This window comes from Streptomyces sp. NPDC032472 (assembly GCF_040636955.1).
Classification (GTDB): Bacteria; Actinomycetota; Actinomycetes; order Streptomycetales; family Streptomycetaceae; genus Streptomyces.
This window is the reverse complement of the sequence record NZ_JBEZVK010000019.1, coordinates 23,422-40,861: the sequence shown is the minus strand read 5'-3', so window position 1 is coordinate 40,861 and position 17,440 is coordinate 23,422. Positions and strand designations below refer to the sequence as shown.

General features: G+C 73.6%; 17 protein-coding genes. 11 read left to right on the top strand and 6 right to left on the bottom strand.

Annotation, left to right across the window (positions count from 1 at the left end; translation table 11 throughout):
- Positions 1-13 precede the first annotated feature (13 nt).
- Positions 14-802, top strand: coding sequence for an alpha/beta hydrolase (locus AB0F11_RS15275; RefSeq protein WP_362172751.1), 789 nt, complete (start codon positions 14-16; stop codon positions 800-802).
- Here AB0F11_RS15275 and AB0F11_RS15270 read toward each other — a convergent pair.
- A complete protein-coding gene (locus tag AB0F11_RS15270) occupies positions 780-1,016 on the bottom strand; it encodes a hypothetical protein (RefSeq protein ID WP_362172748.1) in 237 nt (78 codons plus the stop codon). The genes AB0F11_RS15275 and AB0F11_RS15270 overlap by 23 nt on opposite strands.
- A gap of 74 nt (positions 1,017-1,090) precedes the next feature.
- On the opposite strand from AB0F11_RS15270, the gene AB0F11_RS15265 reads away from it, so the two are divergent.
- From AB0F11_RS15265 to mug, 3 genes are all read left to right on the top strand, one after another.
- On the top strand, positions 1,091-1,882 hold the full coding sequence (locus AB0F11_RS15265; protein WP_362172746.1) for an SGNH/GDSL hydrolase family protein: 792 nt from the start codon (positions 1,091-1,093) through the stop codon (positions 1,880-1,882).
- Positions 1,883-1,953: 71 nt separating this feature from the next.
- Positions 1,954-3,387, top strand: coding sequence for an adenylosuccinate lyase (gene purB / locus AB0F11_RS15260; RefSeq protein WP_362172743.1), 1,434 nt, complete (start codon positions 1,954-1,956; stop codon positions 3,385-3,387).
- Positions 3,384-3,929 carry a G/U mismatch-specific DNA glycosylase gene (gene mug / locus AB0F11_RS15255; RefSeq protein ID WP_362172996.1) on the top strand — a complete coding sequence of 182 codons (546 nt, stop codon included), beginning with the start codon at positions 3,384-3,386 and terminating at the stop codon, positions 3,927-3,929. Before purB ends, mug begins: the two co-directional genes overlap by 4 nt.
- On the opposite strand, the gene AB0F11_RS15250 is transcribed toward mug, so the two are convergent.
- From AB0F11_RS15250 to AB0F11_RS15240, 3 genes are read right to left on the bottom strand one after another with little or no spacing between them, the layout of a single operon-like run.
- A complete protein-coding gene (locus AB0F11_RS15250) occupies positions 3,926-4,360 on the bottom strand; it encodes a hypothetical protein (RefSeq protein ID WP_362172740.1) in 435 nt (144 codons plus the stop codon). The two genes, mug and AB0F11_RS15250, sit on opposite strands and share 4 nt — an antisense overlap.
- A 49-nt stretch (positions 4,361-4,409) precedes the next feature.
- The gene (locus AB0F11_RS15245) at positions 4,410-5,162 is read right to left on the bottom strand and encodes an ABC transporter permease (protein WP_362172737.1); all 753 of its coding nucleotides are present in this window, start codon (positions 5,160-5,162) and stop codon (positions 4,410-4,412) included.
- Positions 5,163-5,185: 23 nt separating this feature from the next.
- Positions 5,186-6,097 carry an ATP-binding cassette domain-containing protein gene (locus tag AB0F11_RS15240; protein ID WP_362172734.1) on the bottom strand — a complete coding sequence of 304 codons (912 nt, stop codon included), beginning with the start codon at positions 6,095-6,097 and terminating at the stop codon, positions 5,186-5,188.
- 107 nt (positions 6,098-6,204) lie between these two features.
- Here AB0F11_RS15240 and AB0F11_RS15235 point away from each other — a divergent pair, with 107 nt between their 5' ends.
- From AB0F11_RS15235 to AB0F11_RS15225, 3 genes are all read left to right on the top strand, one after another.
- Positions 6,205-7,377 carry a histidine kinase gene (locus AB0F11_RS15235; RefSeq protein WP_362172731.1) on the top strand — a complete coding sequence of 391 codons (1,173 nt, stop codon included), beginning with the start codon at positions 6,205-6,207 and terminating at the stop codon, positions 7,375-7,377.
- 9 nt (positions 7,378-7,386) lie between these two features.
- On the top strand, positions 7,387-8,037 hold the full coding sequence (locus AB0F11_RS15230) for a response regulator transcription factor (protein ID WP_362172729.1): 651 nt from the start codon (positions 7,387-7,389) through the stop codon (positions 8,035-8,037).
- A 109-nt stretch (positions 8,038-8,146) separates the two neighbouring features.
- On the top strand, positions 8,147-9,304 hold the full coding sequence (locus AB0F11_RS15225) for an ROK family transcriptional regulator (RefSeq protein WP_362172726.1): 1,158 nt from the start codon (positions 8,147-8,149) through the stop codon (positions 9,302-9,304).
- A 392-nt stretch (positions 9,305-9,696) separates the two neighbouring features.
- Here the strand turns inward: AB0F11_RS15225 and AB0F11_RS15220 are convergent, their stop codons facing one another.
- Positions 9,697-10,470: a GntR family transcriptional regulator gene (locus AB0F11_RS15220; RefSeq protein WP_362172723.1), complete on the bottom strand. Its 774-nt coding sequence runs from the start codon at positions 10,468-10,470 to the stop codon at positions 9,697-9,699.
- A gap of 335 nt (positions 10,471-10,805) precedes the next feature.
- On the opposite strand from AB0F11_RS15220, the gene AB0F11_RS15215 reads away from it, so the two are divergent.
- From AB0F11_RS15215 to AB0F11_RS15200, 4 genes are all read left to right on the top strand, one after another.
- The gene (locus tag AB0F11_RS15215) at positions 10,806-11,657 is read left to right on the top strand and encodes an alpha/beta fold hydrolase (RefSeq protein ID WP_362172720.1); all 852 of its coding nucleotides are present in this window, start codon (positions 10,806-10,808) and stop codon (positions 11,655-11,657) included.
- A gap of 107 nt (positions 11,658-11,764) precedes the next feature.
- Entirely contained in the window at positions 11,765-13,375 is a 1,611-nt protein-coding gene (locus AB0F11_RS15210) for an alkaline phosphatase D family protein (RefSeq protein WP_362172717.1), read from the top strand.
- 152 nt (positions 13,376-13,527) lie between these two features.
- The gene (locus AB0F11_RS15205; RefSeq protein ID WP_362172714.1) at positions 13,528-14,997 is read left to right on the top strand and encodes a GNAT family N-acetyltransferase; all 1,470 of its coding nucleotides are present in this window, start codon (positions 13,528-13,530) and stop codon (positions 14,995-14,997) included.
- A gap of 115 nt (positions 14,998-15,112) precedes the next feature.
- Positions 15,113-16,834: a DUF885 domain-containing protein gene (locus tag AB0F11_RS15200; RefSeq protein WP_362172711.1), complete on the top strand. Its 1,722-nt coding sequence runs from the start codon at positions 15,113-15,115 to the stop codon at positions 16,832-16,834.
- Between the two features lie 83 nt (positions 16,835-16,917).
- Here the strand turns inward: AB0F11_RS15200 and AB0F11_RS15195 are convergent, their stop codons facing one another.
- Complete coding sequence (locus AB0F11_RS15195) at positions 16,918-17,430, bottom strand: rhodanese-like domain-containing protein (RefSeq protein ID WP_362172708.1); 513 nt, start codon at positions 17,428-17,430, stop codon at positions 16,918-16,920.
- Positions 17,431-17,440: the final 10 nt, after the last annotated feature.

The following is a 17,440-nucleotide window of genomic DNA, read 5'->3' as shown; positions in this document are numbered from 1 at the left end:
GGGGGGTCCCCTCATGAGCACCGACACGTCCCGCACCGCCTACGCCCGCACCGTCCGCACCGAAAGCGGCGGCCCCGGCCTCCTGCTCGCCCACGGCGGCGGCGGTTCGGTGGAGTCCAACTTCGGGGCGATCCTGGACGACCTGGCCGCCGCGCACAGCGTCGTCGGCGTCGACTACCCCGGCACCGGCGGCACCCCGCGGGCCGAGGGTCCGCTCGACCTCGACGAGCTCGCCGACCAGCTGGTGGCCGCCGCCGACGCCGAGGGGCTGGACCGCTTCGCCGTCCTCGGCTACTCGCTCGGCGGGAACGTCGCCGTCCGCGTGGCCGCCCGGTACCCCGAGCGGGTCACCGCCCTCGTCCTGACGGCCACCTTCGCGCGCGCCGGCAACCGCCTCGGGCTGGCCGCCGACCTCTGGGTCGCGCTGGCCGAGCGCGGGGAGAGGGACCTCCTCGCGCGGCTCCTGGTCCCGCTCACCCTCAGCGAGCAGGTGCTCGAGGGGCTGACCCCCGAGGAGCTGGAGTCCGTGGTGACGGCGACCGCCGCCTCCTTCCCGCCGGGCGTCGGGGACCACGCCGCCCTGGTGCCGGGGGCCGACCTGCGCGCCGAGCTCGCGCGGATAGACGTACCGGCCCTCGTCATCGCGACGACCGAGGACCGGCTCGTGCCGCTCGACCGGCAGCTGGAGATCGCTCAGCGACTGCCGGGCGCCGAGGTCGCGGAACTGCCCACCGGGCACCTTCCGTTCCTGGAGCGCCCGGCCGAGTGGGCGAAGCTCGTCACCGACTTCCTGGCGCGCTGAGGAACGCGAGGCGGGCGCGCTTCGCCGGGAGGTACACCTCCGGCAGGTCGACCTCCGGGAGCTCGACCTCCGGGCCGAGGACGAAGCCCGTCCGCTCCAGGCGCTGGAGGACGTCGTCGTTGCGCGCGTCGGGCTCCGCGACGATGCGGCGGGGCCCTCGGCGCAGTCGTACGTCCGGACAGCGCGAGCGGCCTGCCGCCGCTGCGGGCCGCACCCCGCCGGTACCCGCCCGCCGGGCCCAACCCGGCCCGGCGGGCTGGGGTACCGCCCGGTAGCATCGCTCCCGCCATGGGGATCAATGCGTCTTACACCAGCTTCGTCGCCGTCGGCGACTCCTTCACCGAGGGCATGTCCGACCTGCTCCCGGACGGCTCCTACCGCGGCTGGGCCGATCTGCTCGCCGCCCGGCTGGCCGCGCGGGAGCCGGGCTTCCGGTACGCCAACCTCGCCGTCCGCGGCAAGCTGATCGGGCAGATCGCCGAGGAGCAGGTCCCCGCCGCGGCGGCGATGCGCGCCGACGTGGTGACCCTGGTCGGCGGGCTCAACGACGCGCTGCGGCCCAAGGTCGACATGGGCCGGGTCCGCGGCCACCTGGAGGAGGCCGTCGGCCTCCTCGCCCCCTCCTGCAAGACGCTGGTGCTCATGCGCTCCCCGGGGCGCAACGGCCCGGTGATGGAGCGCTTCCGGCCGCGGATGGAGGAGCTCTTCGCCTTGGTCGAGGAGCTCGCCGCCCGGCACGGCGCCCTGGTGGTCGACCTGTACGGGGCCGAGGTCCTCGGCGACCAGCGGATGTGGGACGTGGACCGGCTGCACCTGACGGCCGAGGGCCACCGGCGGGTGGCGGAGGCGGTCTGGCAGACTCTCGGACTGCCGGCCGAGGAGGACTGGCGCGCCGGCCTCCCGCCGGCCGTGCGGCCGGGCTGGGCGGTGCGCCGCTCGCAGGACCTCGGCTTCGCCCGGCAGCACCTGCTGCCCTGGATCGGCCGCCGGCTGACGGGCCGCTCCTCGGGGGACGGCCGGCCGGCCAAGCGCCCGGAGCTGGTGCCGTACGAGGCCGCCGCCGGCGAGCTGCCCTCGTAGCAAAGCACAATCCGGGGCGGGGGTCCGACCTGCGTAAACGCACAGCGGCGGCCCAAGTAGAATCCCTACACGTGACAGCCAAGCCCCGCATCCCCAATGTCCTGGCCGGCCGCTACGCCTCCCCGGAGCTCGCCGTCCTGTGGTCCCCCGAGTACAAGGTGACGCTGGAGCGGCGGCTGTGGCTCGCCGTGCTGCGCGCCCAGAAGGACCTCGGCATCGACGTCCCGGACGCCGCGCTCGCCGACTACGAGCGCGTGCTCGAGACCGTCGACCTCGCCTCGATCGCCGAGCGCGAGAAGGTCACCCGCCACGACGTGAAGGCCCGCATCGAGGAGTTCAACGCCCTCGCCGGCCACGAGCACGTCCACAAGGGCATGACCTCCCGCGACCTGACCGAGAACGTCGAGCAGCTCCAGATCCGGCTCTCCCTCGAGCTGGCCCGGGACCGCACGGTCGCCGTCCTCGCCCGCCTCGGCAAGCTGGCCGGCGAGCACGCCGAGCTGGTCATGGCCGGCCGCTCCCACAACGTCGCCGCGCAGGCGACGACCCTGGGCAAGCGGTTCGCCACCGCGGCCGACGAGCTGCTGGTCGCCTTCGACCGCCTGGAGGACCTGATCGGCCGCTACCCGCTGCGCGGGATCAAGGGCCCGGTCGGCACCGCCCAGGACATGCTCGACCTGCTCGGCGGCGACGCCGCCAAGCTCGCCGACCTGGAGCAGCGCATCGCCACCCACCTCGGCTTCGCCCAGGCCTTCACCTCGGTCGGCCAGGTCTACCCCCGCTCGCTCGACTACGACGTGGTCACCGCGCTGGTCCAGCTGGCCGCCTCCCCGTCCTCGATCGCCAAGACGATCCGCCTGATGGCCGGCCACGAGCTGGTCACCGAGGGCTTCAAGCCCGGCCAGGTCGGCTCGTCCGCCATGCCGCACAAGATGAACACCCGCTCCTGCGAGCGTGTGAACGGCCTGATGGTCATCCTGCGCGGCTACGCCTCGATGACCGGCGAGCTCGCCGGCGACCAGTGGAACGAGGGCGACGTCTCCTGCTCCGTGGTCCGCCGCGTGGCCCTGCCCGACGCGTTCTTCGCCTTCGACGGCCTGCTGGAGACCTTCCTGACCGTCCTGGACGAGTTCGGCGCCTTCCCGGCCGTCGTGGCCCGAGAGCTGGACCGCTACCTGCCGTTCCTCGCGACCACCAAGGTCCTGATGGGCGCGGTCCGCGCCGGCGTCGGCCGCGAGGCCGCCCACGAGGTCATCAAGGAGCACGCGGTCGCCTCCGCCCTCGCCATGCGCGAGCAGGGCGCCGAGCGCAACGAGCTGCTGGACAAGCTGGCCGCCGACGAGCGGATGCCGCTGGACCGGGCCCAGCTCGACGCCCTGATGGCCGACAAGCTGTCCTTCACGGGCGCCGCCGGCGACCAGGTCTCGGCGGTGGTCTCCCGCATCGAGGCCATCGCGAAGCAGTACCCGGAGGCCGCCGGATACGCACCGGGGTCGATCCTCTGACCCCCGAAGAGCTCGAAGCCGCCCGCGACCGCCTCGTCCCCGACGTGGTCGCGGGCGGTCTGCGTGTGCTGTTCTGCGGAATCAACCCCGGTCTCCTCTCCGCCGCGACGGGCCACCACTTCGCCCGCCCCGGCAACCGCTTCTGGCCCGTCCTGCACCTGTCGGGCTTCACCCCCCGCCGCCTGGCCCCCGCGGAGCAGCAGGAGCTGCTCCTCTACGGCCTCGGCATCACCAACGTCGCCGCCCGCGCCACGGCCCGCGCCGACGAACTGAGCCGCGAGGAACTGATCGAGGGCGGCCGCATCCTGGAGGCCAAGGTGAAGGCGCTGCGCCCCCGCTGGCTGGCCGTCGCAGGCGTCACCGCCTACCGCACCGCCTTCGGCGAACGCCACGCCCGGATCGGCCCCCAGGACCGGACGATCGGCTCCACCCGGATCTGGGCCCTGCCCAACCCCAGCGGGCTCAACGCGCACTGGACCGCCCAGACCATGGCCGAGGAGTTCGCCCGCCTCCGCGCAGCCGCCGACGCGCCCGGTTCCTAGGGCGGGTCGACCACCGTGACCGCGGCCATCAGCTGCGGCGAGTGGTCGGCCCCCCAGTGGGCCGTGTAGACGGCGACCCAGCGGTCCCCGGCCCGCCACAGGTGCAGGTGGTCGCTGGTGTCACCGATCTCCCGCCACGGCTGCGGCACCTCCTCTCCCCCGTCCCGCAGCCGCAGACTGCCGAGACTGAACGTGTCGGCCTTCCCCCAGCGCTCCTCCAACCGGTGGGTCAGGGCCTCGTACTCGGCGGACACCTGGTCCTCGTGCGCCGCCCGGTCGGCCGCGTCCTCGTCGCCGTACCACCGGCTGCCGCCCAGCTCGGCGAGGTGGTACCCCGGGCCGCTCGTCCCCACGTCCGACCGGCCGCGCTCGGTGGGGAACTCCCTGGCCCGCAGCCGTTCGATCGTCTCGAGATGCTGTGCCGTGGTCATGCCGTCAGTATTCCGCCGACCACTGACAACTGGCGCTGCGTCATGGGCGTCAGGCGTCGCGGCGGCGCACCGCCACCCAGCCGCCGATCAGGGCGGCCAGCGTCCACAGGGCCATCACTCCCAGGCCGGTCCACGGACCCAGCTCGCCCCACGGCTCGACGCGCATCACCATCTGCCCCGCACGGTCCGGCAGGTACTGCGCGGCCCCGCCCGCAACGTCGCCCACGACGAAGGAGACGACCAGGATGAACGGTATGAGGATGCTGAGCGTCGCGGCCGCGCTGCGGAACACGGCCGTGAGGCCGGCGGCGAACAGGGACATCAGGGTCAGGTAGAGCCCGCAGCCGACGACGGCACGCAGTGCGCCCTCGTCCCCCAGGCCTATCGCGTACTGGCCCATGAAGGCCTGGCCGCCGAGGAAGGTGGCGAAAGCGGTCGCCTCCCCGACCAGGAAGGCGAGCCCGCCCACCGCGAGCACCTTCGTGAGGTAGAAGCGGGTGCGGTTCGGCACCGAGGTCAGCGTGATCCGCAGGGCGTTGTTGTGGAACTCGCTCGAGAAGGCGTTCGCACCGAAAGCGATGGCCGCTGTCTGCCCGAACATCAACCCGTAGAAGGCGGCGAACATCGGGTCCGACCCCATGCTGCCTTCCTCGGCGCTCCCGATGGCGGCGGCGGTCAGCATCTGGATCCCGGTGACGGCCACGAAGGTCGCGATGAGCGACCCGATGATGCCGCGCAGCGAGCGTATCTTGATCCATTCCGCGTGCAGGGCGGCTCGGGTGGGCAGGGCGGTGGTGGACATGATGCGGTTTCCTCCGGTCGTGGTCAGCGGGTGGCGGCGAACTCGCCGTGGTCGGCGGTGAGGTCGAGGTAGGCCTGCTCCAGCGAGGCCCGATCATCGGAGAGTTCGAGCATCGGGATGCCCTCGCGGGCCGCGAGCGCGCCGAGCTGCTCGGCCTGCATCCCGTCGACCGTCCAGCGGCCCTCTGGGGCCTCGCTCAGCCGGAAGCCGTCCCGGGCGAGGGTGGCGCGCAGGCGTATCGGGTCGGAAGTGCGCAGCCGCACCCTGGGGGTGCTCCGCGCGTTGATGAAGTCCTCCATCGAGGTGTCGGCGAGGAGCTTGCCGCGCCCCAGGACGACCAGGTGGTCGACGAAGGAGGCGGTCTCCGACATCAGGTGGCTGGACACCAGGACCGTCCGCCCTTCGCGGGCGAGGCCCCGCATCAGCTCGCGGATCCAGATGATGCCCTCGGGGTCCAGGCCGTTGGTGGGCTCGTCCAGCAGCAGCACGCCGGGGTCGCCGAGCAGCGCGGCGGCTATGCCGAGCCGCTGCCGCATCCCCAGGGAGTAGGTCTTGATCCGCCGCTTCGCGGCGGAGGAGATGCCCGCCTGCTCCATGACCTCGTCCACCCGGCGCGCCGGGATGCGGTTGCTCACGGCCAGGCCGAGCAGGTGGTCCCGGGCGGTCCGGCCGTCGTGCGCGGCCTGGGCGTCCAGCAGTGCTCCGACGTGGAGCAGGGGCTGCTGGAGGTCGGTGAAGCTGCGGCCGCCGATGGTGGCGGTCCCGGAAGTGGCCCGGTCCAGCCCGAGCAGCACCCGCAACGTGGTGGACTTGCCGGCGCCGTTGGGGCCCAGGAAGCCGGTGACCCGGCCGGGCAGGACGTCGAAGCTGAGGTGGTCAACGGCTTTGGTCGTGCCGTATTCCTTGGTCAGTCGGCGGATCTCGATGCGGTTCATGGCTCAAGATTCGCCGTCGGCCCCCGCCCCCTCCTCCCCCGTGCGGGGGGATCGTCTCCCCCGCACGGGGGAGACGGCCGTGATCGCGGTGCTGTCACGATGGGGGCATGCACCGATTGATCACTGCGCCGTTCCGGCCCCTGACGTACACGCGCTGGCTGCACCTGTGCGTGCCCGTGCTGCTGGTGGCGGTGTGGTTGTTCATAGACGACGAGATCCCGTGGGCCCCTGCCCTGATCATCGCCCCGTTCGGCCTCATCCCCTGGATGCGGACGGCGGAGGGGCTGCAGGCGCAGTTCCTGCTCACCCCGTACGACCGCGGGGCCGAGGAGAGCGCCATATCCACGGTGGCCTCGAAGCGCTGGGGCGATCGCTGGCGGACCGTGCTCTGGCTGGAGATACGGCTGGGGCTGTCCTTCGCGGCCATGCTCGCCACCGTGTGGCTTCCGGCGTTCACCGTCGAGCTGCTCACCACCGCCTTCGGCTGCCCCATACGCGGGGACGTGATGCTGCCGGTGGTCCCGCCGCCCTGGCTGGCGGCCGTGCTCACTCCGCTGCCGCTGGTCGTGCTGCTCGTGACCGTGTTCCTGATGGGCGAGCTCATCACGTCCATCGCGACCCGGCTGCTGGGGCCTTCGGCCGCGGAGCGGCTGTCCGTACTGGAGGAGCGGACCGAGCAGCTGCTGGAGCGCACCAGGATCGCGCGCGAGCTGCACGACACGATCGGGCACGCGCTGACGGTGGCCGTGGTGCAGGCGGGGGCGGCGCGGGCGGCCGGCGATCCGGCTTTCACCGAGCGGGCGTTGAGCGCAATAGAGGAGACCGGGCGGACGGCTCTGGAGGACCTGGACCGGGTCCTGTCGGTCCTGCGGGATTCCGGTCCGCGTCCCTCGCAGCGGCCGACGCTCGCGGACGCGGACCGGCTGCTGGACTCCACCCGGGCCTCGGGAGCGGAGGTGCACGCCCGACTGAACGGCCCGCTGGAGACCTTGCCCGGGCCCGTCACCCGGGAGGCGTACCGGATCCTGCAGGAGGCGCTCACGAACGTGTTGCGGCACTGCGGACCGGTCCCGGTCGAGGTGCGCGTGGAAATGAAGGGGATGCAGCTGGAATTGGAGGTGTCGAACCCGCTGCCCGAAGGCCCGGTCTCCCCTGGCGGCGGCAGCGGCAGCGGGCTGCGGGGCATGCAGGAGCGGGCCGCGCTGCTCGGCGGCTCGGCCGAGTCCGGTCCCCACAAGGGGAGATGGCTGGTGCGCGCCCGGCTTCCGCTCAGCACATAAGCTGAGCGGATGCCGGTAACCGTACTGCTCGTCGACGACGAACCCCTGGTGCGCGCGGGTCTGCGCGCCGTGCTCGACGCCCAGCCCGACATCGAGGTGGTGGGTGAGGCCGCCGACGGTGCGGCCGTGATCCCGCTGGTCCGGCAGCTGCGGCCGGACGTGGTGGCCATGGACGTGCGGATGCCGCTGCTGGACGGGATCGAGGCGACCAAGGCGGTGCTGAAGAGCATCGACGAACCGCCGAAGATCCTGGTGGTCACGACCTTCGAGAACGACGAGTACGTGTACCGGGCGCTGCGGGCGGGGGCGGACGGCTTCCTGCTGAAGCGGGCCCGCCCGTCGGAGATCGTGCATGCGGTGCGGCTGGTCGCGGAGGGCGAGACCCTGCTCTTCCCGACGGCAGTGCGGTCGCTGGCCGCGGAGTACGGCAGCAGTGGGGCGCGGGCCCGGTTGGAGCGGGCCGCACTGACCGAGCGGGAGGAGGCGGTGCTGCGGCTCATGGCGCGCGGGCTGACCAACGCGGAGATCGCGGCCGAGATCTTCGTGGGGACCGAGACCGTGAAGTCCCATGTGAGTGCGGTGCTGTCGAAGCTGGGCGCGCGGGACCGGACCCAGGCCGTGATCGCGGCGTACGAATCGGGCTTCGTCGTCCCGACCTGATCACCCGCGCCGAGCGCTCCGGCCCGCTCCGACGGGGGCCGCTCCTCGCCGCCGCGGCGGGTGCGCAGTACGATCCGGCTGACAGGCTCGCCAGCTGGGAGGACAGACGTTGGGGCAGCTGACCGGCGGAGATCCCTCTCTGCTCCGGCGGATCAATTCGGCGGTGGTGCTGCGGGCACTGCGCGCCTCCCGGTCGCCGACCCTCACCGACCTGACCCGGGTGACCGGGCTCTCCCGGCCGACCGTCGAAGGCGTCGTGGAGGGGCTCATCGCCACCGGACTCGTCGTCGAGGCCGATGCGGAGGAGGGCGCCCGCCGGCAGGGGCGGCCGGCCCGGCGCTACCGGTTCCGGGCCGAGGCGGGGCACCTGCTCGGCATCGAGATCGGCTCGCACCGGATCGCGGTGCTGCTGTCCGGGCTGGACGGGCGGGTGATCGGCGCCGGCACCAAGGACGTGGCCGAGACCGCCTCCGCCGACGAGCGGCTGGAGCGGGTCCGGGCGGCCGTGGCCGATCTGCTGCGCCGCGCCGGCGTACCGAGGGACTCGTTGCGCGCGGTCGGCGTCGGCAGCCCCGGCATCGTGGAGGCGGACGGCACCGTCCGCCTCGGCACGGCCCTGCCCGGCTGGACCGGCCTGCCGCTCGGTGACCGGCTGCGCCGCTCGTTCCGCTGCCCGGTGCAGGTGGAGAACGACGCCAACGCGGCGGCGCTCGCCGAGCACTGGAAGGGGGCCGCACAGGACACCGACGACATGGTGTTCGTGATGGCGGGCCTCAGCCCGGGGGCCGGTTCGCTGATCGGCGGCCGGCTGCACCGCGGGTTCGGCGGGGCGGCCGGCGAGATCGGCGCACTGCACCTGCTGGGCCGCGAGGTCACCCCGGAGAAGCTGCTGTCGACGACCGGCGAGCCCCTGCACCCGCTGGACGAGCAGGCCGTCGCCGAGGTCTTCGCCAAGGCCTCGCGGGGCGACGAGCAGGCCGTGGCCGCGGTGGACCGCTTCATCCAGCGCCTGGTGCACGACGTGGCGGCCCTGGTGCTGGCGATGGATCCGGAGCTGGTGGTGGTCGGCGGCTGGGCGGCCGGCCTGGACGGCGTCCTGGACCCCCTCCGCCGGGAGCTCGAACGCTACTGCCTGCGCCCGCCCCGGGTGGCGCAGTCCCTCCTGGGCGAGGCCGCGGTGGCCACCGGGGCGCTCCGGCTGGCGCTGGACCAGGTCGAGGAGGAGCTCTTCGCCGTGGAGCGGACGGTCACCGCCCGGCGCCGCTGACCCCGTGCTGCATCCGGCGACCGCCGACCTGCATCGCCACGCGGCAACCGGCCCCGGGGAAACCCGGCTCCGCCGGGCACCGGGCTCCGCCCGGACCCCTCCCCCAGACCCGTCCGGGGGACCCCCACTCAAACGCCGGCGGGGCTGGATATGCCGGACCCCCGGCTCAGGTGGCGGCGGAGACCGCGGGTCTTCCGGGGCTCCGCCCCAGACCCCGCGCCTCAAACGCCGGGGACTGGAATGGCCGGACCCCCGTCCCCGGCGCAGGCGGAGCCAACGGCTCTTCCGCGGCTCCGCCCAGACCCCGCGCCTCAAAAGCCAGCGGGGCTGGGCCTGCCCGGCAGAAGCCGGTGCCGGGGCCGTCGCAGTGAGCGGAGGCGGCGCGCCCTGTGTCAGGAGGCGACGCGCGTGTCGTGAGCGATCTCGACGTCGCCGGAGTCGCCGAAGGTGAGGCGGCAGGTGTCGGCGCGGTACGTCGCGATCGAGACGGCGGCCGTGCCCGCGGCGGTGAAGTACCGGGTGGTGACCACCAGTACGGGGGCGCCGGGCAGGCGGTCCAGCTCCTTGGCGTCGTCGGCGCGGGCCGAGCCGAGCTCGACCGAACGGTCCTGACCGTCGAGGTCGAGGCGCTGGAGCTCGCGCAGCACGGCGCGGGCGCGCCCGGCTCCGGCCGGGGCGTCGACGGCGGACAGGCCCGGCACGGACAGGCCCGGCACCGAGGCGGCGGGCACGTACAGCAGCTCGGCGGCGACGGCCTGGCCCTGCGTGCTGCGGGTCCGGCGCACGGTGTGCACGGGCTGGTCGGCGGCGGTGCCGAGGAGCTTCAGCACCGCGGCGGGCGGCACGGCCTCGGCGGCGTCCACGGCCTCCCAGCCGTCGGCGCTCTCGCCGGGCCAGCTGTGCCGCGTACTGCCGACGGCGACGCCGACGCGCGGCGGGGCGACGGTGGTGCCGACGCCGCGGCGGCGCTGGAGGCGGCCTTCGAGCTCCAGCTGCTCCAGGGCCTGGCGCAGGGTCGCGCGGGCGACTCCGAAACGGGCGGCGAGCTCACGCTCGTTCGGCAGGACCTCGCCGACGGCGAAGTCCGAGTCGAGCGCCTCGCTGAGGACGGTCTTGAGGTGCCAGTACTTCGGCTCCGGCACCGTTTCCAGCTGCGTGGTCCCCACCCTGAATCCTCCTGCCATCGCTGCAATCGCCGTGTTCCAGCGGCAGTTCCGCGCCCTTGTTTATTAAAGGTTCCTGCACTATCCCTGCGACCATAGGGCGGCGCACCACCTTGGTCAAGACCAATCCTCACCCCTTTACCGGGCAGATCGGGCATACGTATCGAGCCGTTCACAGGATGTTCGCGCGTGCGGCCGACCGCGCACGACACGCCCCGCGGGCTTGCGAATTGCGGACTACCGGGCGGTAATCATGGTCATAGTCATTACTGACAGCCTGTCTCACACGCGTCCGCCCACCGCCACCGGCCGGCCGCGTCCGGCCGACGAGGAGCAGCATGACCGCCACGGTGTCCTTCCCGATCGCATCGCCGCTGGGCCCCCGCACCGCCACCGTCGCGTACGAGCGCAAGGGCGCCGGCACGCCGCTCCTCCTGCTCCACGGCATCGGACACCACCTCCAGGCCTGGCACCCGGTGACCGACATCCTGGCCGCCGAGCACGACGTGATCGCCGTCGACCTGCCCGGTTTCGGCGCCTCGGAGCCCCTCCCCGAGGGGATCCCGTACGACCTGCACACCGTCGCCGCCGCCCTCGGCGCGCTGTGCTCGGCCCTAGGCGCCGAACGCCCGCACGTCGTCGGCAACTCCCTCGGCGGCCTCCTCGCCCTCGAAATGGGCCGCAGCAGCCTCGTCCGCTCGGTCACCGCGCTCTCGCCGGCCGGCTTCTGGACCGAGGCCGAGCGCAAGTACGCCTTCGCCACCCTGCGCGCGATGCGCGTCGGCGCCCTGGCCCTGCCCCTGACCACCGTGGAGCGGCTCTCGCACAGCGCCGCCGGCCGCACCGCCCTGACCGGCACGATCTACGCCCGCCCGGCGCGCCGCTCGCCGGAGGCCGTCGTCGCCGAGACCCTGGCCCTGCGCCAGGCCACCGGCTTCGAGGAGACCCTGGCCGCCGGCCGCTCCGTACGGTTCACCGAGGACGTGCCCGGTCTGCCGGTCACCATTGCCTGGGGCTCCCGGGACCGGCTGCTGCTGCCCCGTCAGGGCGTGCGGGCCAAGCACGTCGTGCCCGACGCCCGGCTGGTGCGGCTGCGCGGATGCGGACACGTGCCGATGAACGACGACCCGGCCCTGGTCGCCCGTGTGGTTCTGGACACGGTGAGGGCGACAAACAGCCAGGTGGGATGAGCTGCTGGTGGGTTGTTCATCCGCGGTTCGCGTGGGCGACGCGGGCGGGCCGGTGTACCTCGGCACACTGGTCCGACCCTTCCCCGGCCTGCCCTGGAGACACTCCGATGGCACCCCTGCCGCACACCCGACGGTCCCTGCTCGGCGGCTCGATCGCCGTTCCGGTGGGCCTCGCCCTGTCCAGCACCGTCGCCGCCCCCGCGTTCGCCGCACCGGCCCTCGTCTCAACCGCAGACGCTCCGGCGTTCACCCGCTCGGGCCGCCCGGGCGCGCCGTGGGGCGTCCAGTCCGGTGAGATCACCGCCCACTCGGCCACCGTCTGGACCCGTTCCGACCGGCCGGCGCGGATGTACGTCGAGACCTCCCCGAGCGAGTCGTTCCGCTACGGCGTGCGCCGCCACGGCGGCCCGTACCTCGGCCCCGGCACCGACTACACCGGCACCGTGACCCTGCGCGACCTGCCGCCCGGCCAGCAGATCCACTACCGCGTCGTCCTCGCCGACCCCGACGACCCGCGGCGGGCCGGCCGGCCCGTCGCGGGCTCCTTCCGCACCACGCCCGTCTCGCGCCGCCGCGACGTGCGCTTCCTGTGGTCGGGTGACCTGGCGGGCCAGGGCTGGGGCATCAACCCCGACCTGGGTGGCTACCGCGTCTTCGAGGAGATGCGGCTGCGCGACCCCGACTTCTTCCTCTTCAGCGGGGACACGGTCTACGCGGACGGGCCGATCCAGGCCTCGGTGCCCCTGCGCGACGGCACCCTCTGGCACAACGTCACCACCGAGGAGAAGGCGAAGGTCGCCGAGACCCTCGACGAGTTCCGCGGGAACTTCCGCTACAACCTGCTCGACCACAACCTGCGCGCGTTCAACGCCCAGGTGCCGGTGCTCGCGCAGTGGGACGACCACGAGGTACGCAACAACTGGTACCCCGGCCAGCTGCTGGAAGACCCCCGCTACACGGTCAAGGACGTCGACACCCTGGCGGCGCGCGCCCGCCAGGCGTTCGGCGAGTACTTCCCCGTCACCGACCTGCGGGGCGGCCGAGCCGAAGGCCGTATGTACCGCGTGATGCGGTACGGGCCGCTCCTGGACGTGTTCGTGCTGGACATGCGCACCCACCGCAACGCCAACTCGCCCGGCCGCCAGAGCGACGACCCCGTCGGCATCCTGGGGTCCGAGCAACTGGCCTGGCTCAAGCGCGAGCTGCTGCGCTCGCGCGCCACCTGGAAGGTCATCGCCTCCGACATGCCGCTCGGCATCGTCGTCCCCGACGGCGCGGCGAACTTCGAGGCCGTCGCGCAGGGCGATCCGGGAGCGCCGCTCGGCCGCGAGCTCCAGATCGCCGAACTGCTGCGCCACATCAAGCACCAGCGCATCACGGGCACGCTCTGGCTGACCGCCGACGTCCACTACACGGCCGCGAACCACTACGCCCCCGAGCGCGCCGCCTTCGGCGACTTCGCGCCGTTCTGGGAGTTCGTCTCCGGTCCTATCGGGGCCGGCGGGTTCCCGGCCGGGAAGCTCGACGCCACCTTCGGCCCCGAGACGGCGTTCGTGCAGTCGGCCCCGCTGCCCAACATGTCGCCGTCCGAGAACCCGCCGTACTACGGCGAGGTCGAGATCGACGGCGAGAGCGGGGAGCTCACCGTCCGCCTGCGCCGCCAGGGCGGAGGCGTACTGTTCTCCACGACGCTGCGGCCGGGGCGGGTCGGCCAGTAGCAGCCGGTCCCGAGGCCCGGCGGTCCCGCAAAGGAACAGTGCGGCAGCGGAAAACGAGCGGAAAACCGGGCCAAATCGGCCAGAGGGACACTTAACCCATCGGTCACAGATCGTTCGTGATCACGCAACACCCCTGCGCCACAGTGACATGCATGACTGAACGTATCGCCGCCCCCGCCCACCGTCCCCACCGCCACCACTGGCGCCGCGACCTCGTCGAACTGGCCGCGCTCTTCTGCGCCGTCGCGGTCGCCGACGGCATCGCCAACCTCGTCGCGCACGGTCCGAACGGCCCCGTCCTGCTCGTCGCCTCGGCCGTGGCACTCCTGGTGACGGCGGCGTTCCACACCTGGTGGGCACGCCGGCACAGCCATGCGCCGCCGCCCGGGAGCACGGCGCCCTCCGATCCGCAGGCGCCGGCCGGGGCAGGCAGCGCCATGGCCGGCGCGGATCCGGCGGCGCCCGCCCCTGCGCCGGCACGCTCGTCCGTGTCCGCGCCCGCCTCCGCATCCACCGCCCTGTGGCGGATGCGGACGACCGTGCGCGACGAGCCCGGCAGCCTCGCCGCGCTGTGCACTGCCCTCGCCCGGGCGGACGTGGACATCCTGACCCTCCAGACCCACCCGCTGCCCGAGGGCGGCACCGTGGACGAGTTCCTGCTGCGCGCCCCGCAGCAGCTGCCCTTGGCGGAGCTCACCCGGGCCGTCTCCGGGGCCGGCGGCCGCAGCACCTGGATCGAGCGCGCCGACGCACACGACCTGGTCGACACGCCGACCCGCGTCCTGGGCCTGGCCACCCGCACCGCCCTGGATGCCGCCGAACTCCCCCTCGCCCTGCGCCAGCTGCTGGGCCGCTGCACCATCCACTCGATCCCGGCCACCACCCTTTCCGGCCGCCCCAACGCGGCCGCCGACGCGCCGGTGGAAGGGGTCCTCGAGGCCACGGTGATGCGGCTGCGCGACCCCTCCGGCGGCGCCATCACGGTGGAGCGGCCCTACCTGCCCTTCACTCCGACCGAGTTCGCCCGGGCCCGCGCCCTCGTCGAGCTCGACGCCCGCCTCGGCCCGCGCGTCCCGCGCAGCCAGGACGTGCTCACCCTGCCCGAAGGCAACGAGATCACGGTGCGCCGCGCCGACGGATCCGACCTGGCCGCCGCCCGGGCCATGCACGACCGCTGCTCCGAGCGCACCCTCGGCCTGCGCTACCACGGGCCCGTCGCCGACGCCGACCGCTACCTGGGCCACCTGCTGAGCCCCCGCTTCGGCCGCACCCTGGCCGCGACCACCGCGTCCGGCAGGCTAGTCGCCCTCGGCCACCTGCTGTGGGACGGGGACGAGACCGAGGTGGCGCTCCTGATCGAGGACGACTGGCAGCGCCGCGGGATCGGCTCCGAGCTGCTGCGCCGCCTGATCGCGATGGCCGTCGAGGCCGGCTGCGACAGCGTGTACGCCGTCACCCAGTCCGCCAACACCGGCATGGTCGCGGCCATGCGGGGCCTCGGCCTCCCCCTCGACTACCAGATCGAGGAGGGCACCCTCGTGATCACGGCCCGCCTGGAGGCGGCCCCGGTCGTCTCGCGGCTCCCGTACGAACTCCCCCGCGCCCATCGCCCTCAGGGCTAGCGCGGCCGCCACCACCCTGCGCCCCGGGCCCCTCGCCCGGGGCGCAGTGGCGCATGTCAGCAGGCCGACAGCGAACGGTGATGACACGGGCCGTTCCCCGTACGAAGATGTCCGCATGTCAGACACCCTTCGCAGCGACAGCGCCGCCCGGCTGCCCCGCCAGGTCGCCGACGCGTACGTCGACGACCTCATCGCCATCGACCCGATCACGGGCACCTATCTCGGTGTCGCCGCGAGCTCCGGCCGGCTCCCGGACTTCTCCCCGGCCGGCCGGGCCGCCGTGGCCGACCTGGCCCGGGCCACGCTCGCCCGCCTCGACGCCGCGGAGCAACTGCCCGGTGCGGACACCGACGCCGAGCGCCGGTGCGCCCGCCTGCTGCGCGAGCGCCTGACCGCCGAACTCGCCGTGTACGAGGCGGACGAGGACCTCAGGGCCGTCAGCAACATCCACTCCCCCGCGCACGCCATCCGCGAGGTCTTCCCGCTGACGCCGGCCGAGACGGACGAGGACTGGGCGGCGATCGCCGCACGCATGCGGGCCGTGCCCGCCGCGCTCGCGGGCTACCGCGAGAGCCTCCAGCTGGGCCTGGACCGCGGCCTGTACGGCGGCCCGCGCGCCACGGCAACCTTCATCGAGCAGCTCACCACCTGGGCGGGCGAGGACGAAGGCGACGAGGCCGGCGAAGGCGACCGCGGCTTCTTCGGCGGCTTCGCGGCCGGCGGCCCGCAGTCCCTGCGCGCCGAGCTCGACGAGGCGGCCGCCCTCGCCACCGCGGCCCTCTCCGAGCTGCGCGCCTGGATGAGCTCGGTGTACGCCCCGGCCGTCGCCGGCGCCCCGGACGCGGTGGGCCGCGAGCGCTACGCCCGCTGGTCGCGCTACTTCAACGGCACGGACCTGGACCTGGACGAGGCGTACGCCTACGGCTGGTCGGAGTACCACCGGCTGCTCGCCGAGATGAAGACGGAGGCGGCCAGGATCCTGCCGGGCGCCGGCCCGTGGGAGGCGCTGAAGCACCTGGACGAGCACGGCACCCACATCGAGGGTGTCGACGAGGTCCGCGCCTGGCTCCAGGGCCTGATGGACGAGGCCATCGAGAACCTGGACGGCACCCACTTCGAACTCGCCGAGCGGGTCAAGCGGGTGGAGTCGATGATCGCCCCCGCGGGCGGCGCGGCGGCCCCGTACTACACCAACCCCTCGGAGGACTTCTCCCGCCCGGGCCGCACCTGGCTGCCGACGATGGGCCAGACCCGCTTCCCCGTGTACGACCTGGTCTCCACCTGGTACCACGAGGGCGTACCCGGCCACCACCTCCAGCTGGCGCAGTGGGCGCACGTCGCCGACCGGCTCTCCCGCTACCAGGCGAGCGTCGGCCTCGTCAGCGCCAACGTCGAGGGCTGGGCGCTGTACGCGGAGCGCCTGATGGACGAGCTGGGCTACCTCAAGGACGCCGAGCAGCGCCTGGGCTACCTGGACTGCCAGATGATGCGCGCCGCGCGGGTCATCGTGGACATCGGCATGCACCTGGGCCTGGAGATCCCGGCGGACTCGCCGTTCCACCCGGGCGAGCGTTGGACGGTGGAGCTGGCGCAGGAGTTCTTCTCCCTGCACAACAGCCGGTCGGCGGAGTTCATCGAGAGCGAGGTGACGCGCTACCTGTCGATGCCGGGCCAGGCGATCGGCTACAAGCTGGGCGAGCGGGCCTGGCTGCTGGGCCGGGACAACGCCCGGGCCGCGCACGGCGATTCCTTCGACCTGAAGGCGTGGCACATGGCGGCGCTGTCGCAGGGCTCGCTGGGCCTGGACGACCTGGTGGACGAGCTGTCGGCGCTCTGATCCGGCCGCAGGCACACGCGTACGGGCCGCCCGTCTCCTCCAAGGAAGCGGGCGGCCCGTACGTGTCGGCAGGACCAACGGCCTCAGCAGCCGCAGTCGTCGGAGTCCGTCGGCGCGGTCAGCGGGTCGGCCTCGGTGCGCTGGGCGCGGCCCTGCCAGGTCTCGACCTCGAAGCCCTCGCGGATCCAGTACTCGATGCCGCCGAGCATCTCCTTGACCTGGAAGCCGAGCTGGGCCAGGGCCAGGGCGGAGCGGGCGCCGCCGTTGCAGCCGGGGCCCCAGCAGTACGTCACCACGGGCACGGACTTGTCGAGGAGCTGCTCGGCCTGCTCGGGGATGAGGGCCGTCGGCAGGTGGATCGCGCCGGGGACGTGGGCCTGGTCCCAGGCGGGGGTGGAGCGGGAGTCGATCAGCTGGAAGCCGAGCGCGGCGCCCTGCTCGCGGTGGGCCTTGAAGGCGGCGGCGACGTCGGACACGTCCGCGTGGAAGGCGAGGCTCGCGGCGAAGTAGGCGGCGGCCGCGGCCGGAGCGGCCGGGGGCACCCGCAGGACGGGGTTCTCGGTGGCGGGGGCGCTGTTCTGGTTCGTCGTCGTCATGGCTCAGAAT

Coding starts and splice junctions, on each gene's coding strand:
- AB0F11_RS15275 (WP_362172751.1), top strand. CDS start 14: ATGAGCACCGACACGTCCCGCACCGCCTACGCCCGCACCGTCCGCACC.
- AB0F11_RS15265 (WP_362172746.1), top strand. CDS start 1,091: ATGGGGATCAATGCGTCTTACACCAGCTTCGTCGCCGTCGGCGACTCC.
- AB0F11_RS15250 (WP_362172740.1), bottom strand. CDS start 4,360: ATGACCACGGCACAGCATCTCGAGACGATCGAACGGCTGCGGGCCAGG.
- AB0F11_RS15245 (WP_362172737.1), bottom strand. CDS start 5,162: ATGTCCACCACCGCCCTGCCCACCCGAGCCGCCCTGCACGCGGAATGG.
- AB0F11_RS15240 (WP_362172734.1), bottom strand. CDS start 6,097: ATGAACCGCATCGAGATCCGCCGACTGACCAAGGAATACGGCACGACC.
- AB0F11_RS15235 (WP_362172731.1), top strand. CDS start 6,205: ATGCACCGATTGATCACTGCGCCGTTCCGGCCCCTGACGTACACGCGC.
- AB0F11_RS15230 (WP_362172729.1), top strand. CDS start 7,387: ATGCCGGTAACCGTACTGCTCGTCGACGACGAACCCCTGGTGCGCGCG.
- AB0F11_RS15215 (WP_362172720.1), top strand. CDS start 10,806: ATGACCGCCACGGTGTCCTTCCCGATCGCATCGCCGCTGGGCCCCCGC.
- AB0F11_RS15210 (WP_362172717.1), top strand. CDS start 11,765: ATGGCACCCCTGCCGCACACCCGACGGTCCCTGCTCGGCGGCTCGATC.
- AB0F11_RS15205 (WP_362172714.1), top strand. CDS start 13,528: ATGACTGAACGTATCGCCGCCCCCGCCCACCGTCCCCACCGCCACCAC.
- AB0F11_RS15200 (WP_362172711.1), top strand. CDS start 15,113: ATGTCAGACACCCTTCGCAGCGACAGCGCCGCCCGGCTGCCCCGCCAG.
- AB0F11_RS15195 (WP_362172708.1), bottom strand. CDS start 17,430: ATGACGACGACGAACCAGAACAGCGCCCCCGCCACCGAGAACCCCGTC.